Origin of the sequence: Collinsella tanakaei, from assembly GCF_030373545.1 — a bacterium.
GTDB lineage: Bacteria > Actinomycetota > Coriobacteriia > Coriobacteriales > Coriobacteriaceae > Collinsella > Collinsella tanakaei_C.
The window spans coordinates 136,209-153,514 of sequence record NZ_JAUDCO010000005.1; the positions used below are offsets into that span (position 1 = coordinate 136,209).

At 57.9% G+C, this 17,306-nt stretch carries 11 protein-coding genes; 8 read left to right on the forward strand and 3 right to left on the reverse strand.

What is annotated here, in order from left to right; all coding sequences use genetic code 11:
• The first annotated feature begins 40 nt into the window (after positions 1–40).
• From QUW00_RS05950 to wecB, 3 genes are all read left to right on the forward strand, one after another.
• Entirely contained in the window at positions 41–3,103 is a 3,063-nt protein-coding gene (locus tag QUW00_RS05950; RefSeq protein WP_289613465.1) for a metallophosphoesterase, read from the forward strand.
• Positions 3,104–3,172: 69 nt separating this feature from the next.
• Positions 3,173–4,432, forward strand: coding sequence for a nucleotide sugar dehydrogenase (locus QUW00_RS05955; RefSeq protein ID WP_289613466.1), 1,260 nt, complete (start codon positions 3,173–3,175; stop codon positions 4,430–4,432).
• Positions 4,433–4,461: 29 nt separating this feature from the next.
• The gene (gene wecB, locus QUW00_RS05960) at positions 4,462–5,562 is read left to right on the forward strand and encodes a non-hydrolyzing UDP-N-acetylglucosamine 2-epimerase (RefSeq protein ID WP_354003408.1); all 1,101 of its coding nucleotides are present in this window, start codon (positions 4,462–4,464) and stop codon (positions 5,560–5,562) included.
• A gap of 56 nt (positions 5,563–5,618) precedes the next feature.
• Here wecB and QUW00_RS05965 read toward each other — a convergent pair whose 3' ends face one another.
• The gene (locus QUW00_RS05965) at positions 5,619–6,776 is read right to left on the reverse strand and encodes an AbiH family protein (protein WP_289613467.1); all 1,158 of its coding nucleotides are present in this window, start codon (positions 6,774–6,776) and stop codon (positions 5,619–5,621) included.
• A gap of 925 nt (positions 6,777–7,701) precedes the next feature.
• Here QUW00_RS05965 and rfbB point away from each other — a divergent pair.
• The 3 genes from rfbB (at position 7,702) to QUW00_RS05980 (ending at position 9,864) form a co-directional block, all read left to right on the forward strand.
• Positions 7,702–8,721 (forward strand): dTDP-glucose 4,6-dehydratase, encoded by a 1,020-nt coding sequence (gene rfbB, locus QUW00_RS05970; protein ID WP_289613468.1) that lies wholly within the window; start codon positions 7,702–7,704, stop codon positions 8,719–8,721.
• Positions 8,722–8,827: 106 nt separating this feature from the next.
• Positions 8,828–9,340, forward strand: a complete 513-nt coding sequence (locus QUW00_RS05975) for a Panacea domain-containing protein (RefSeq protein WP_289613469.1) — start codon at positions 8,828–8,830, stop codon at positions 9,338–9,340.
• A complete protein-coding gene (locus tag QUW00_RS05980) occupies positions 9,337–9,864 on the forward strand; it encodes a Fic family protein (RefSeq protein WP_289613470.1) in 528 nt (175 codons plus the stop codon). The genes QUW00_RS05975 and QUW00_RS05980 overlap by 4 nt, the downstream gene beginning before the upstream one ends.
• Before the next feature lie 950 nt (positions 9,865–10,814).
• On the opposite strand, the gene QUW00_RS05990 is transcribed toward QUW00_RS05980, so the two are convergent.
• On the reverse strand, positions 10,815–11,861 hold the full coding sequence (locus QUW00_RS05990) for a Fic family protein (protein WP_289613471.1): 1,047 nt from the start codon (positions 11,859–11,861) through the stop codon (positions 10,815–10,817).
• A gap of 447 nt (positions 11,862–12,308) precedes the next feature.
• Between QUW00_RS05990 and glmM the strand changes: the two genes are divergently transcribed.
• The gene (gene glmM, locus QUW00_RS05995) at positions 12,309–13,649 is read left to right on the forward strand and encodes a phosphoglucosamine mutase (RefSeq protein WP_289613472.1); all 1,341 of its coding nucleotides are present in this window, start codon (positions 12,309–12,311) and stop codon (positions 13,647–13,649) included.
• Between the two features lie 213 nt (positions 13,650–13,862).
• On the opposite strand, the gene QUW00_RS06000 is transcribed toward glmM, so the two are convergent.
• On the reverse strand, positions 13,863–15,395 hold the full coding sequence (locus QUW00_RS06000; RefSeq protein ID WP_289613473.1) for a carboxypeptidase M32: 1,533 nt from the start codon (positions 15,393–15,395) through the stop codon (positions 13,863–13,865).
• A 675-nt stretch (positions 15,396–16,070) separates the two neighbouring features.
• Here QUW00_RS06000 and pheS point away from each other — a divergent pair.
• The gene (gene pheS / locus QUW00_RS06005; RefSeq protein ID WP_289613474.1) at positions 16,071–17,147 is read left to right on the forward strand and encodes a phenylalanine--tRNA ligase subunit alpha; all 1,077 of its coding nucleotides are present in this window, start codon (positions 16,071–16,073) and stop codon (positions 17,145–17,147) included.
• The last annotated feature ends 159 nt before the right edge of the window (positions 17,148–17,306 follow it).

The following is a 17,306-nucleotide window of genomic DNA, read 5'->3' on the forward strand; positions in this document are numbered from 1 at the left end:
GGGTTTGTAGAAGCATTTGCCCGCAAGGGAGGAGGGACGCTTGAAGTCGGTTTTCAGCATATTACATATTACTGATTTCCACATTTCCGATCAGCTGCCCAACAGTTACGAGCAAAGAATAGTACACGCTGTTGAAGCCGCGATGACAGCGGTCGATAGTGGGCTATTATTCATCGTCGTCTCTGGGGATATCGCATTTTCTGGCGCTGCAGCAGAATACGATGAGGCGGCAAAACTCTTCTCATGTCTCCGCGATACCATCGGAGGTCAATATAAGGGCAGCGTTGAGCTAGTCATAGTCCCTGGGAATCACGACGTTGACAATCCTCCTGAGTCCATTCCTACAAAGCGGGGGGCGGCAGGGTGGGAGGAGCAGCTCTCGAAGATGGATAGCTTCTTCTGCTTTGCCTGCTGTATGGATATGGACTGGGAGGATAGGGGCGCTCTGGCCGTCAGATTCTCTCTTCCGACTGAATCCGGCTTTTCTGGAGTCCGCTTTTGTTGCCTGAATACCGCCCCCTTCTCAACTAGGACTTTTGACAAGGGTATTCATATCCTTTCACAAAGCGCGTTTTCATCACTGAGGAAGGACTCTCCCTTGGAACTGTCCGTCGTAGTTGCGCACCACGGACCAGAGTGGCTCGATGACGCACCAAGACTTGAGTTTATTGCCGAAGCATCAAAATCCACTGATTTGCTTTTGTTCGGCCACGAGCACCGTGGCGATACGATTGTTGAGTGCGGACTTTCTGGGAACAAACTGCCCATGTTCAAAGGCGGTACGTTTTCGCTTGGTGAGGAGGGGGAATGCACGTTCACTGTGCTCAATGTGGGCCGTTTGAAAAATGGGAAATACCCGGTCGACGAAACCAGGTTCCAGTGGGACTCCTCCTCTCGGAGCTTTAATAAGCGTTTGAGCGGGAGTTTGAACGCTAGGCTAAAGACACAGGTTCCGAGGCCAAAGGAGGAGTATCTAGAAGGTCTTTCCAACGATATGGAAAGAGGAGATTTCTTTAATGAGTCGTTCTCGTTTCCGAGGCTCAGGAGCGAGGGACTGTTATTACCGGAGGGTGACGGCCTGGCAGCGAGCCGGTCCGTTGAGATACAGTCTGCAGAGGACTTCTTCTCCTATCTTGAAGAGTGGGATTTCGTGGAGGTTGCTGGTCCTGCCGGGTCGGGAAAGAGCTGCCTTGCGAAGGACATCTATATCGAATGTACGCGTCGTGGTCTCATCCCCGTGCTGATTCATCCGAACAATTCAACTCATGCATTTAAGACGACTCTCACCGCCTTGGTGGCAGAACAATATGGCGAGGAGCCAACGACAGTCGCAGCGTTTCGGCAGGCGCCCAGGGAGAAGCGGATTATAATCGCGGACGATTTCCATAGGATAAAAAAGCAAAAACAAAACAATCCTGAACGACTTGTATTGGAGATGCTCGAATCGTTTGGCAAGGTTGTCATCACGGTGCCTGATGATAACGATACGGTCGTGCGAGCTTTGCTGGAAGGTGATGCGAGCGAATACGTGGCATGCGGAAGGGTCCGACTTTGCGCATGCACCAAGCAGGTACGCGAGCCGTTAGTGACGAGGCTCTGTCACGCCGCTGGGCTCGATGGTAAGGATACAAAGAGGATGATTAAGGCCGTGGACAGGGCCGTCAGCGCTCACGCTGGACTTTTTATGCTTACTCCTGCTTTTGTGACGCAATACGTGAACTATTTCTTGGCGCATCGGATTGAGATGCTCTCGCAGGAGGAGCTTCCCTTCAAATATATCTTTGATGCCAATATTCGCGAGGAGATGGGCAGGAAGGCAAAATCTAGCAGCAAAAAGCGTTGGGACGCTCAAACTATTGACGCTGCGATTGCGGCGCTTCAGGACGTTGCGCTGCGGATGCATCGCGGTCGAAGGTCCGTGATGGATGTCAATGAGTTGAGTGCTGCGATAGTCTCCTATGCGGAATCGCACGAAGTCAATATCGTGCCCCGCGATGTCATCGAAGCGGCCAAGGAGGCAAGAATCCTGACGCTTCTCGAGGACGGTAGCAGCTATATGTTCTCGAGCCTGTACATGCACGCGTACTTCGTTGCTAAGCGCATCGATGACGCCCTCGATTTGGGCGAGCCTGATACTGATGGTCAAATCGATCGACTGCTGGATGAAATCTGTTTCCCAGTAAATCGGGAAATAATCGTATTCCTTGCCCATCTTAGGCTGAGTTCTGATTTTCCGACGAGGCTTATTGAACGTGCACGGCGTATTGTGGGGGATGGGGCGCCACAGGATTTGCTCGATCCCGGAAAGCATCTATCCCTGCAACCGCTCCTTGGATTAAAGGTTTCCATGATGAACAGGGAGAGATCGCAGAAGGTAGCCCTGTTCGAGGATTGCATCGAGGATGATGGGAACGCGAGGATTGGGAGCATTGAGTACGCTGATTACTACGACAACGACCTTAGGGAGCTGAAGATACCAATTGTGCGCGCGCTCATGGCGGTGAAGTATGCCGAATTGGCAGCTGGATACTTGGTCAAGCATTTTGCGCGGATGCCGGGGGAGGCGAAGAGGGAAATCAGGAAAGCCGTTTTTCAGATTCCTCAGGGTGCTGCCGCTCTCGCAATTACGGATATAGATGATCGATTTGATGGATTGGTCAGTGGCATCAATAAATCTATATCGGACGGAATAAAGAGTCGTTCGGATGCAATGACGCGGTCCCGTAGATTTGTCTCTGCTGTTTCGATAAGTATAATATACGGCTTCATGGGCTCTGTTGTCTCGCATGCCGCTGATGGTCGGGCAACCGTGGATTATCTATTTGGTATCGAGGACGAATCGTTCGGATGCTGCTTGGGCGAGTTGTTTGCCCTGCTCGCTATTGGTGAGTCTGAAAGTTTCGTCGATCTTGCGGTCAAACTGGCTGGTCGAGAGCGCAGGGCAAATCATCAAATAGAGCTCATTTTGATTAAGGTACTGGTAAATCAATATCTACATGAGAATGATAGTATTGGCGTGGGTGCCAAACACAGGCTATTGCGCGAGGTCTTTGGCTTGCCTGGAGACTCATCGAATGCGCTCCTGGGTCTTCGGAGTCCCTAGTTGAGTTGGTGCGCATTCAGCGAACATCAGGAGAGATAGATTCAAGTTCTTTGAAAATTGGAGACTGAGATGAAGATTGCCGTTGCCGGAACTGGTTATGTAGGTCTTTCGCTTGCTGTTCTGCTTGCGCAGCATAACGAAGTGCACGCGTTGGATATTGTGCCTGAAAAAGTTGAGATGCTCAACCGTTTTGTGTCACCTATTCGCGACGCAGAAATTGAGCGTTTTTTTGCAGAAACCAAGGCGGGTGACCGGACGCTTGATATTAAGGCAACAACTGATGTGGCAACGACATATGCCGATGCGGAATTCGTTGTGGTTGCAACGCCGACCAATTACGATTCCGCGCGGAACTTTTTCGATACCTCTTCCGTTGAGTCGGCAATCGATGCGGTCCGTTCTGTGAATCTCCATGCATGGGTGGTGATCAAGTCGACCATCCCTGTAGGATACACTTCGCGTCTCCGCGAGGAGAGGGGAGATGGTAGAATCATCTTCTCGCCGGAGTTCTTACGCGAGGGACATGCGCTCTATGACAATCTTCATCCTAGCCGTATAGTAGTGGGGGCCCCCACGGATGACGACGAGGCTCGCGCTGCCGCGGAGCGCTTCGCGGCTCTGCTTGCCGAGGGTGCCGATCCTGCAGAGCATGATCGCGTGAACGAGGATGGTTCGACTGGTATTCCCAAGCTCGTACTCGGTCTCACGGAGGCCGAGGCGGTCAAGCTCTTCGCTAACACTTATCTGGCGCTGCGCGTCTCCTACTTCAACGAGCTCGATACCTATTGCGAGGTGCGTGGACTTTCCACCACTGATGTCATCCGCGGCGTGTGCCTCGAACCGCGTATTGGGTCGTTCTACAACAATCCGTCCTTCGGCTACGGTGGCTACTGCTTGCCCAAGGACACCAAGCAGCTACTCGCCAACTACAAGGACGTGCCCCAGAACCTCATCGAGGCGATTGTGGACTCCAACCGTACGCGCAAAGACCACGTGGCAGACGAGGTGCTCACGCGTGTGAACGAGCTTGTGTACGCGGGCGTTTCCGCGCCGACCGTGGGTGTGTACCGTCTCACCATGAAGAGCGGATCGGACAACTTCCGTGCGTCTTCTGTCCAGGGCATTATGAAGCGCGTGAAGGCCAAGGGCGTTCCCGTGGTGGTCTATGAACCGACGCTGGACGATGCGACGTTCTTTGGTTCTGAGGTGATGCACGATCTCGCAAAGTTTAAGGAGCGCTGCGACTTGATTATCGCTAACCGCTGGAGCGATGAGCTTTCGGACGTGGCGGAGAAGGTGTATACCCGCGATCTGTTCCGTAGGGACTGAGTTAGTTTGATCGTGCGAATGGAGAGCCGATGTCTGTTATGAAAATACTGCTTGTCTTTGGCACTCGCCCAGAGGCAATCAAGATGTGCCCACTTGTAAACGAGCTCAAGCGGCGTCCTGAGCAGTTCGAAACTGTCGTTTGCGTAACCGGTCAGCATCGCGAGATGCTCGATCAGGTGCTTCGCGTCTTTGACGTTAAACCGGATCATGATCTCGCGATTATGAAGCCCGGCCAGACGCTTTTTGATGTGACGAGCGATGTATTGCTCAAGATCAAAGAGGTCTTAGAACTTGAGAAGCCCGATCTAGTGCTGGTTCACGGCGATACGACGACCTCGTTTGCGGCGGCGTTGGCAGCGTTTTATTTGCAGATCCCTGTCGGCCATGTCGAAGCTGGCTTGCGTACAAACAACCTGTATTCACCTTGGCCGGAGGAGTTTAACCGTCAGGCCGTGGACGTCATCTCGCATTGGTACTTTGCTCCGACGGATACTGCCAAGGAAAACTTGTTGTCCGAGGGCAAAGACGCTGCGCGTATTTTTGTGACGGGTAACACGGGTATCGATGCGCTTGGTACTACGGTCGATGAGGGTTATCAGAATCCGGAACTCGATTGGGCGGGAGATTCCCGTCTGATCCTTATCACCGCCCATCGCCGTGAGAATCTGGGTGAGCCCATGCACCGGATGTTCCGGGCGATCCGTCGCGTTATGGAGGAGCATCCGGACACAAAGGCGATCTATCCCATTCACATGAATCCCCAGGTTAGGAAAGCTGCACACGAGGAGCTTGATGGTTTTGACCGTTTGCGCATCATCGATCCTCTTGAAGTCGTAGATTTTCACAACTTCATGGCTGTGTCCCATCTTATTCTCACCGATTCCGGCGGTATCCAAGAGGAGGCACCCTCGCTGGGAAAGCCCGTACTGGTGATGCGTGATACGACCGAGCGCCCCGAGGGCGTGGCTGCCGGAACGCTTAGACTTGTGGGGACCGAAGAAGAGACGATTTATCGCGAATTCACGCGCTTGCTCGACGACCCGGCTGAGTACGAGGCGATGTCGCATGCGTCCAATCCGTACGGTGACGGCCACGCAAGCGAGCGGATCGCGGACGTGTTGGCTCAGTAATTTGACTGACTCATTTCGCCGGTTTGACAAAGCCCACGTCTCCGATGGACGTGGGCTTATTCTTGACTACGACGTCCGTGATCAAGGTGCCACCAGGAATTGCTGTCGGAATCCTTGGAATTCTCCGAAAGATCTATGCCAAGATCGAAAACCTTAGAGTTCCTAGAAATGGCGATTCGCGACTCAAGGCGCGACCTTATATCGTTGTCGGAAATGCCAGCTCCGTTAAAGAAGCGAGCAAGTGCGGCGGCGTTCGCCCGTTGATTGTCACGAGGCAGGATGTCCGCATTGTTGCCCCATGCGTTAATCGCGAGGATGCGCTCCTCCTTGTCACTGTCGAGCCATTCCGCAATTGCCTTCCACCACGTAGCATCTGTTTTGCCCATTGCCATGCCGTAGATGCAAATGATGTCCGATTGAGCGATGAGCTGCAGCGTCTCGTTTTCAACGAGATCCCCACGTTCCAAGTTGAGGCGTGGCTTCACAATCGTATCGAGCGCCTCGGGGTTATCTCGGTATTCCGGAACAACAATTTGCGATGCATCGTCAACGCCGGTGATGATGCCATGGCTATCGGCTAAATTGCCGTGAATATGCAGAACGCTGGAATCCAGTCTGCGCCCAAAGCTGCTGTATCCGAATGAAACAGAGTGCGAAAACTTGCCTGACTTGGATGCAGCAAGGAGCGCGCGATCGAGCAGTGTGGTGTAGTTGAAATTGACATAGCGTATAGACCAATTGTCCTTGGCGTGGGCGGCAAGAACCTTCTGCATCTTTGCGCGCTGATCGCCGCGCATGCCATCTCGCATGCAGTTGATGGCCGAACGGTAGAATCGCTCTTCAAGCGCTGGCGTGATTTGAAGTGCGTCGATACGCTGGTTGATCTTAGTGATATATACGTGTAAATGGCGCGTGAAGTGCTCAATGGCCCACGCATACTGCTCAGAGTCGATGCCTGCGTTCGCACAAGCTTCTGCGAGTTTGCTGCCAAGCGCTGTCTCGAAATCGCCCCATGACTCGTAATCACTCGTGATGGCGGACTGAATGGTCGAGAGAAGTTTTGCCAAAACAGAATTGGGACCATTTTTGAGCGTTTCGGCCGACAGCTCTTTACTGACTTCCTGTAGGTAGCTATCAATAATGCTAAGCGGTTTTGTTGGGAGTTTGGCTTGCAGGTCAAAACCGTTGCCAACAAGATAAGTGATTCTAAGCATACAGACATCACGCTCCATACGTCGAAGTTTTCCGGAGCCACTATACACAAGTACATCTGTTCGGTGTCAAGATATCTTGTATTTCTCTGCGAACGGTAACACTATATATTGTGTTAGTTAAGATATGCCAGCTGCGCAAAAATGGAATACGGAGTAAACAAGAGCGCTATATGTTGTATGGGTTATTTAAGAAAGTCCGCTTACCGAGTAGTCGCCAATATGGAGGGCGTCGATCGATCGGATTTGATTTCTAGCCGATGGGTTTTGGATGCCCTGTAGCGATGACCCCTGCATCGTGCTACGGCGCCTCTAAAGCGTTTCGCATCCCTGCCATGGGCACCTAAACCAGATATCTGGTTTAGGTGCCCATGGCAGGGATGCGAAAGGATAGCAAAAACGCTGCATAGCTGTGCTTTTTGCAACTTTATCCCTTTGCAAAGGATGACCAATTTTGGCCAACTGCACCAGAAAACCGTGTTAGCAATTGATATCCGGGAGGCTTTAACGTTCGTTTCCGGCGGACGAATGCTCAAAACATCGTTCCCATTGGCGAAGGCGTGGGGGATAGGTCGGGCATCGCGGCTGCTTCCAAGCGTTGTTCTTCCCAATTTGCCCACAAAGATATATGCCCACGAAGCCGTATTATCCTATTATTTTCGGCAAATACACAGCATGAATTCGGTGCTTTTCATTGCATGCAGGTGCCCGCTCTCTGTCCCCTCACTCACTTCTCTCGCTTGCAGTGATAGAGAGAAGCGAGAGATAGGGATAAGTGATAACAGAAGGAGAGTCTAGAGCTGCCTTCGAGCATTTGCAGAAAGGGGCGAGGGCGACTGCGCATCTAAACAGATCGCCGAGATCAGCGTTCACCCGCCCCAGGCAGTACAATGGCCACAGGTTTCAACATCCGAGGCAGGAATTCGCCATGACGAGCACCTTCAACCCTAGCCGTATTCTCGTCACCGGCGGCTGCGGCTTCATCGGGTCCAACTTCGTGCGCTGGGTTGCCCGGGAGCACCCCGGCGTGCACGTGACCGTGCTCGACAAGCTCACCTACGCCGGCAATCCCGCCAACATCGCCGGCCTGCCCGCCGACCGCGTGGAGCTCGTCGTGGGCGACGTCTGCGACGTCGCGCTTGTCGACCGGCTGGTTGCCAGCACCGACGCCGTGGTGCACTTCGCCGCGGAGTCGCACAACGACAATTCCATCGCCGACCCGGAGCCCTTCGTGCGCACCAACGTGCACGGCACCTTCGCCCTTATCGAGGCGTGCCGAAAGCACGGCGTGCGCTACCACCACATCTCGACCGACGAGGTCTACGGCGACCTCGCGCTCGACGACCCCGTCCGCTTCACCGAGGAGACGCCGTACCGGCCGAGCTCGCCCTACTCGAGCACCAAGGCGGCGTCTGACATGCTTGTGCGCGCTTGGGTGCGCACCTACGGTCTCGCCGCCACCATCTCCAACTGCTCCAACAATTACGGGCCCTACCAGCACGTGGAGAAGTTCATCCCCCGGCAGGTCACCAATGTCTTGTGCGGCATCCGGCCTGTGCTCTACGGCGACGGCCGCAACGTGCGCGACTGGATCCACGTGGACGACCACAGCTCCGCGGTGTGGGGGATCCTCACGCGCGGCCGCATCGGCGAGACCTACCTTATCGGCGCCGACGGCGAGCGCTCGAACATCGACGTGCTCCGCGCGATCCTGCGGGCAATGGGTCGCGCCGAGGACGACTTCGACCGGGTGCGCGACCGCCCCGGCCACGACCGCCGCTACGCAATCGACCCCACGAAGCTCCGGCGCGAGCTGGGCTGGAGGCCCGTCCACACCGACTTCGAAGCGGGCCTCGCCGAGACGATCCGGTGGTACCGCGACCACGAGTCCTGGTGGCGGCCCGCCAAGGAAGCGACCGAGGCCCGGTACCGCGCACAGGGGCAATAGAGCATATGTCTCTCTGCGTTTGCTGCGCATGTTGAAAGAGAGGGGAATAGCCGGCCGGCACCGGGTATACTCGAATCACTATTGAGCGAAGATGGGGAGGGGCGAAATGGTCAAGTCATTTGATGTAGCATATGCTTTCATTATTTGTCATGGCGATCTCGCCTTGACAAATCTAAAACTCAACAAGCTGGTTTACTTCGCACAGGTCGAGTCGCTCCGGCAAAGAGGCGTTGAGCTTTTCGACGATACGGTTGAGGCGTGGGAATACGGCCCTGTCGAGCCTGCGGTCTATCACGAGTTCAAGCGCTTTGGAAAAAGCGTGATTCGCGACTGCGGGCGTGGGGCACAGCTCACTGATGAGGAGATGCAGGTCGTCGACTATGTTGCCCGGAGCTACGGCACGATGACCGCATTCGATCTCGTCTCCCTGTCCCATCGTGACGGCGGCGCCTGGAGCCGGGTGTTCGATCCTCATGCCGACCGGATAATTAGCTCGAAGGACATCATCGATTCTGTTGACTTTAAGGGCATCGGCGGGGTATCCGGGACATTCGAGGCCGGAATGAGGGGCGTGATGCGGGCGATACCGAACGCGCTCAAGATGCTGGAGAACTCGTGACAGAGGAAGAGGCGCGGTCGCTCGGTTGCATCACACTTGGCGGTGAAGACATCATCGCCGCCATGGCGGAAACCATCTTCGTCACCCATAAGGTGGTTGCCGGGATGAGCAAGTGCTTCGACCCGCCTTCCAACGCTTCTCAGGAGACGGTGGATGTTGCTATCGGGAGGATTGCGAGTGCCGTCAATGCCTGTTTCGGCGTAATCTTTGGCGTCGGCCCCAGCGAGCGATACGAAGGAGATCTTTTTCTTCAGGTCACTTCGTTTTGTGAAATGCTGGCGCGGGACCACATATTCCCCGATGGGAACAAGCGCACCGCTTTGGTCGTATCGCTTGCGATCATGAACACGAAAGGGGTTGTCGTCGAGCTTCCCGACCCGAGAGATCCATCCAAAAACGAAGCGTACCGATGGATTCAGGATGTTGTTTCGGGAAAAAGGGGGAGGAATGAGATGGCCGTCGCCCTGAGAGCGATGGCGTCGTTTGGTTCGTACGAGCTTCGTTCCAATGCTCCGGATGAATAGATGTACGGCGAGCCCCGGTTTTACCTGGGCTCGCCGTTTTGGGATTGCGACCGAGCAGTGCAATGGTCATAGGATTTAACGCCCGAGGCGGGTATTCGTCACGACGAGTGCCTTCAGCCCCGGTCACGACCACCGCTACGCGATCGACCCCACGAAGCTCCGGCGCGAGCTGGGCTGGAGGCCCGCCCACACCGACTTCGACGCGGGCCTCGCCCAGACGATCCGGTGGTACCGCGACCACGAGTCCTGGTGGCGCCCCGCCAAGGAAGCGACCGAGGCCCGGTACCGCGAGCAGGGGCAGTAGGCTGTTTCTGGGAATTCATTCGGCTTAATTCGACAATAGGCAATGAGTGCCTACCGGTATGAAGGGCCTCCATTCCGCGTTCGCTGTTAAGGGCCTGCTTGCAGGGCGATGCCCTTGACGGTACTTCATGCGCAAAGATGTTGCGCATGAAGTAAAAGCGCAATAATAGTGCGCTTTTGCGTGAGGTGCATGCGATGCGAATCGAACGATTCAGGCGTTCTCAGTACAGTGTGTGTGACCGTCCATCGAACGCCCGCCGCCCCGAGGAATGCCCCGGCAAATAGGGACGCCATAGGGGTATATTCAGCACAAGCAGAAGGTTTATACCCCTCCTGTGGATATGCTGAAGTGGGCAACGCCCACATCGAACAGTCGTCTCCCCAAAGGCGGCTGTTCTCCTATGCAGGCATTACCCGCCGTATATTAGCCGATTACGAGAATCAGAATAACGGCGAACGCGAGAAGCGTTGCTGCTGCAAGAAGCAGCGCGGTGAGCCTGGCCATGAGATCCCTCCTGTTCTCTCTGTTGGACTCGGAGGGCACCGCCCGCTCGCTAGAGATATCGTAGCATAGTATAGGAACATATGTTCGATATAGAATCATCAGAAATGATCCTCTTTCTTGCGTAGGAAGCTTCGTTCAGGTTCTACTGCTTTCGTCTATATCGCGTTGCCCGGGCTGCTCCTAGTTTTTCGATATAGTCTTCTATCTGCAGCTTCAGTAAAACGCGTTCTACGGTTTTCTGGCTTAATGTCGGGTTTGCGTCCATGATGTCTCGCTTGCTCGCCCCGCCGATCAAGGAGTCAAAGTAGCTCTTGAGGACATCTTCGCTCGAGGTGCCGGACAGGAGGGCGGAGGCTCTTTCGTCCAGCGTTTTGTAGCAAGCTTCAATTACTCCGAGCATATAGGTTACAAACGGCGCATAGTCGTTCAGTCCGTCCACCCAGCCAGCTGAGCTCGCACGAAGCGCTTCGTAGTACGTTCGTTTCGTTCTCTCAATTTCCGCTTCAATGGACACGTATTTTCCGACTGTATAGCCGTTGCGATAAAGCAAGAGAAGGGTTATGAGTCGGCTCATTCTGCCGTTTCCATCGTTGAAGGGATGGATGCTCACGAAGTCAAAGACGAAAACAAGGCTTATGAGCAGGGGGTCATGCACACCGCTTTCGATTTCGCGGTTATATTCCTCACAGATCCGTTGCATGGCATCGGGCGCCAACGCGGCTGGCGTCGGTTTGAATCGGGTGACAAGCTCACCGGAAGGCAGCCTTTCCGCAATCGTGTTGTCGGCATCTTTCCACTTGCCAGCAAATGAAGTGTCAAGATAACGATAGAGGTCTCGATGAAGCTGGAGTATGACTCCAGGGGTCACGGGTATGTCATCGTGTCGTTCGTGGATCATATCGAGCACAAAGCGATATCCGGCGATTTCGCGCTCATTGCGGTTTCTGGGCTCAGCATCTTGTTCTACGAGCTCGCGAAGGCGCTTGTCGGAGGTCGAAATGTTCTCGATGCGATTGGACGCACCCGTACTTTGGATTTTTGCCACTTCGCAGAGCTTGTTGAAGACATCGGGTTTTGTGGCGGTATAAAGCGATTGCCGTCCCTTATGCTCGCGCACGCCGCCCAACGCGGATACGATTTCCGGTTTCATGAGACCGTTGAGTTTTGTGCGGTAGTCGAGCGGAATCATGGACGTCTCCAAGGTATCTTAGTCATTTGCCGAATAATGACTAAGATGCTATCAAAGTGACTAGGATACGCAAGTAATTGCGATGGCTGCATGATGGAACAAGCAGTGCGCGCATTCGATAGGACGGTGCCTTAACGGCTGCTGCAACGAGAAGGTCTCGATGCTTTTCAGGCAGATGTCCTGGCATGGCTTTTCGATCGGTGCATATGCGCTATCATCCCAATACAACGAAAAACGGCTTGCCGTTTTGCAAAGGGGGGTCTCTCAAAGAGGGAAACCCCTTATTTTTTGATTGTCTGCGCGCCGCCCCCCAATTGCACGGATACTGTCCCTTTTTGATGCCCTGCGCCCCTAGAAGGTACAATAGTGCTCGCCGGCTGGCGCAGACCAGCCCGCGGGGGCGGCAGGGGGCCGCCCGGGGTGCAAACTGTGTCCGAAAGGATTCCCATGAAATACTTTGGTACCGACGGCTTCCGTGGCGAGGCGAACAAGGGCCTTACCGTCGACCACGCCTTCAAGATCGGCCGCTACGTGGGCTGGTACTACGGCGCGCGTCAGGACCGCAAGGCGCGCGTGGTGGTGGGCAAGGACACCCGCCGCTCCAGCTACATGTTCGAGTCCGCGCTCGTGGCGGGTCTCGTCGCTTCCGGCGCCGATGCCTACATGCTGCACGTCATCCCCACGCCGGGCGTTGCCTACGAGACGGTTGACGGCCGCTTCGACTGCGGCATCATGATCTCCGCCTCGCACAACCCGTACACCGACAACGGCATCAAGCTTGTCAACAGCGAGGGCTACAAGATGGACGAGGACGTCCTCGAGCTCATCGAGGCCTATATCGACGGTGAGGTCGAGGTGCCGCTGGCCACGGGCGACCATATCGGTGCCACGGTGGACTACATGCAGGGCCGCAATCGCTACATCGCCCACCTGATCGCCAGCGCCAACTTCTCGCTGCAGGGAGTGAAGGTCGGCCTGGACTGCGCTAACGGATCCGCGTCGTCAGTTGCCAAGCCGGTGTTCGATGCGCTGGGCGCCGACGTCCGCGTTATCAACAATGCGCCCGACGGCTTTAACATCAATGTGGACTGCGGCTCCACCCACCTCGACCGACTGCGCCGCCATGTGGTGGAGCAGGGCCTGGACGTGGGCTTTGCCTACGACGGCGATGCGGATCGCTGCCTTGCCGTGGACGAGCGCGGCAACGTGGTCGACGGCGACCTGATCCTGTACGTGTGCGGCGTGTACCTCAACAAGCACGGCCGTCTGACCGGCGGCACCGTGGTGCCCACCGTCATGAGCAACTACGGCCTGTTCAAGGCCTTCGACGAGGCGAGCCTGTCCTACGAGACCACCGCGGTGGGCGACAAGAACGTCTACGCCTGCATGCGCGCCAACGGCTACAGCCTGGGCGGCGAGCAGTCCGGCCACATCATCTTCGGCGATATCGAGTGCACCGGCGACGGCATCATGACCTCCCTGCGCATCATGGAGGTGCTGCGCGCCGAGCGCGAGACGCTCTCCCAGCTGTGCGCTCCGGTGAAGCTGTACCCGCAGCTGCTGACCAACGTGCGCGTGACCGATCGCGACGCCGCCATGGCCGACGAGGCCGTGCTCGCCTCCGTGAAGGAGGCCGAGGAGTTCCTAGGCGACCGCGGCCGCGTGCTCGTGCGCGCGAGCGGCACCGAGCCGCTGGTTCGCGTGCTTGCCGAGGCTCCGACCGACGAGCTGTGCCGCGAGGCGAGCGAGTTTACCCTGAAGGCGCTGGAGCCGTTCCGCGTGGAGTAGGGTGGTTGCCCGCCGGCGACCGGCGGTTTTACCTGCGGTGTGTGCGCCCCGACCGGTCTGGTGCCGGTCGGGGTGCTTTGCGCTGGAGGCGGGCGCGGGGATGCGCTGCCGTGAAGGCGCGCGTGGGCACGCTGCCGTGAGGGCCTGATAAGACTGCGCCCCCTGTGCCGTGGATGGCACAGGGGGCGCAGCGCTTTTGCTGTTGGATGCAGGTTACAACGCGTAGAGGGCGCCGAACTTCTTGGCGAGGTAGCTGCAGTAGTACGTGGCGTCAAACGGCTCACCGCACGCGCCTTCGATCAGCTCGGGCGCATCCTTGGAGCGGCCCCAGCGCCAGATCTTGTCGCCCAGCCAAGCGCGCACCGGTGCGAGGTCGCCCGAGGCGCATGCCTCGCCGAAGTCGACCCTTTCTGCCACCATGGCACGAAGCAGCTGCGAACCGTAGGCGCTGCCGAGCGCGTAGGTGGGGAAGTAGCCGAAGTCGCCGCCCGACCAGTGCGTATCCTGCAGGCAGCCGTGCGTGTCATCAGGTACCTCGATGCCCAGGTACTTGGCCGTGAGGTCGCTCCACATGCCCGGGATGTCGTGCGCGGTCGCCTCGCCGGCGAACAGGGCGCGCTCGATCTCGTAGCGAATCATGACGTGCAGCGGGTAGGTGAGCTCGTCGGCCTCCGTGCGGATGAGCGAGGGCTGCGCGATGTTGACGGCGCGGTACAGCTCGTCTTCTGAGACGTCGCCGTACACGCCGGGCACGCGGCGACGCAGCACCTTGAGCAGCGGACCCATGAACGGACGGCTGCGGCCGACGATGTTTTCGAAGAAGCGCGACTGGCTCTCGTGGATGCCCATGGAGGTGCCGCCGGCAAGGCAGGTGTAGGCATACGCCGGGTCGACGCCAAGCTCGTAGATGGCATGGCCCGCCTCGTGGATGATCGAGTACACGTTGGAGATCAGGTTGTCCTCGTAGATGTGCGTGGCGATGCGCGCGTCACCGGGCGCGAAGCCCTCCGAGAACGGGTGCTCGGTGAAGGCGAGCGTGGTGTCGGCGCGGTCGATGCCCACGAGGTCGATCAGGTCAAACGACAGCTGCTTCTGCACGTGCTCGGGAACGCGCTCGGCCAGGAAGGGGGCGTCGGGCTGGTAGCCGCGCTGCACGATGCCGTGGACGAGCGGCACGACGGTCTCGCGGACCTGGTCGCAGAAGGCGTCGAAATCGGCCATGGTGAGGCCGCGCTCGTACTGGTCGAGCAGTACGTCGTAGGGGTCCTTCGTGCTGTCCAGGCAGGTGGCGCGTCGCTTGCAAGCCTCGACGATGCGATCTACGTAGGGCTCGAAGGACGCCCAGTCGTTTGCCGCCTTGGCCTTGTGCCACACGGCGTCTGCCTCGCAGGTCAGGCGCGTCCAGGCCTCTTCCTCCTCGGCGGGGATGGCGCTTGCCTCGCGCTGGTCGCGTGCGAGCACGCGGACCTCGGCGGCGAGCTGTTTGTCGCCGATCTTGCCCTTGGCCGCGGCCTTGTGCAGGTCGTGCACGAGCTCGACGGCGTCGTCGCTCGTCAGCAGGCGATGGTAGCCGCCCGCGAGCGCCGCCAGGGCCTCGCCGCGCGCTGCGGCGCCGTTCTCGGGCGCGATGGTCGCGCCGTCGAACTGGGTGACTTTCATCAGGTAGTCATAGGTGCTCAGCTTGCGCTCGAGCCCGCGCAGCTTTTTGCCGAGCTTCTTGGCGCCGGCGTCCTTCTTCTTGCCCACGGTCTCCTCCTTGGGGTGAATCGTCTTGCGCCTTCCAGTGTAGCGGGTCGGGCGGATGCGGCGCGGCAAAACCGACAAGATGCGTCGGGTTCTCCGCGGTAGGCGCGGCGCGGGGTTCGGGTGGAGCGGGGCGGTCGCCGTTGTCCCCATCGGCCCGTTGTCCGGCCCATCCTGCCCGGTCCATCTTCACCATCCCCATCGGCCCGCCCTGTCCGGTCCATCTTCACCATCCCCATCGGCCGTCCTGTCCGGCCCGCCCTTGCCGTCTGCGCGAGGTTGCTGCCCACCCTCTCCATCTTGCCAATACCATGGACACCCTTGCTGCAGCATGCATGCGTCAGCCCGGTGTGCTATCCTAGCTCGCAACGCGTTGACGGAGAGGGTTGTGTCCGCCGCGTCCCGGCAAGAGAGGGAAGGTCACCGGCTGTAAGCCTTCCTGCGTGGACAAGGGCACAGCGTTCACTCCCGAGCAGCGACCTGAACGGCGCCGCGTGCAGCACAAGCTGCCCGCGCTCAGTAGGGAAGCCGTCCGCCCGAGCGACAGAGGGCAAAAGAGGGCATGCCGGGCCTGACATCCGGCAGCCAAACAAGGTGGTACCGCGGATTTATCCGTCCTTGGCGCGAGGGACAGCCCCGAGCGCGAAGGACGGTTTTTTGTTAGAGAAGGGATGATTCATGAGTCTGATCGAAGACCTTGAGCAGCTTGAAGCCAAGGCCAAGGAGATGATCGAGGGCGCGAGCACGCCTGAGGCGCTCGAGCAGGCGCGCGTGGCGCTGCTCGGCCGCAAGGGAGAGATCACCTCGGTGATGCACATGATGGGCAAGGTCGCCCCCGAGGAGCGCCCCGTGCTGGGCAAGCGCGCCAACGAGCTGCGTCGCCTGGCCGAGAGCCTCGTCGAGCACCGCGGCAGCGCCCTCAAGCGCGCGGCTATGCGCGACCTCATGGCCACCGAGGCCGTGGACGTCACCCTGCCGGGCGCTCGCCCCAAGATCGGCCATCAGCACCTCATCAACCAGATCATCGAGGAGATGGAGGACGTCTTCTGCGGCATCGGCTATACGGTCGAGGACGGTCCGCACGTGGAGACGACCTACTACAACTTCACCGCGCTGAACGCCCCCATGGATCATCCGAGCCGCAGCGCGCGCGACACGTTCTACGTCGTGGACAACGCGCCGGGCACCTGCGCCCACTCCGAGGCGCACGCGCACGGCGAGTCCGACGTCCTGCTGCGCACCCAGACCTCCGGCGTGCAGGTGCACATCATGGAGAGCCAGAAGCCGCCCATCTACATGATCGCGCCGGGCACGGTGTACCGTCCCGACACCCCCGATGCCTGCCATCTGCCCCAGTTCAATCAGGTCGAGGGCCTCGTGGTCGACGAGGGCATCACCTTCGGCGACCTCAAGGGCACGCTCGACTACTTCGTCAAGTGCATGTTCGGCTCCGAGCGCAAGACGCGCTACCGTCCGCACTTCTTCCCGTTCACCGAGCCCTCCTGCGAGGTCGACGTGAGCTGCGGCGTGTGCCACGGCGAGGGCTGCAGCTTCTGCAAGCATTCCGGTTGGATCGAGATTCTGGGCTGCGGCATGGTCGACCCCAACGTGCTCGTCAACTGCGGCATCGACCCCGAGCGCTACAGCGGCTTCGCCTTCGGCATCGGCGTCGAGCGCGTGGCGGCCCTGCGCTACGACCTGCCCGATCTGAGGACGCTGATGACGGGAGACATGCGCTTCCTCAATCAGTTCTAGTCCCTGCGGCTTTCCCGGGCACCCGACCTTGAGGTTCAATCGTCGGGCACCGCACGCTAGGCGTGCGCCCTCCTCTTTCACCCCAATCTCGGGCACCTGGAAAAGCCGGCTCCGTTGCAGATGTAAGAAAACCCCTAGGGTTATTTCACATATCGAGAG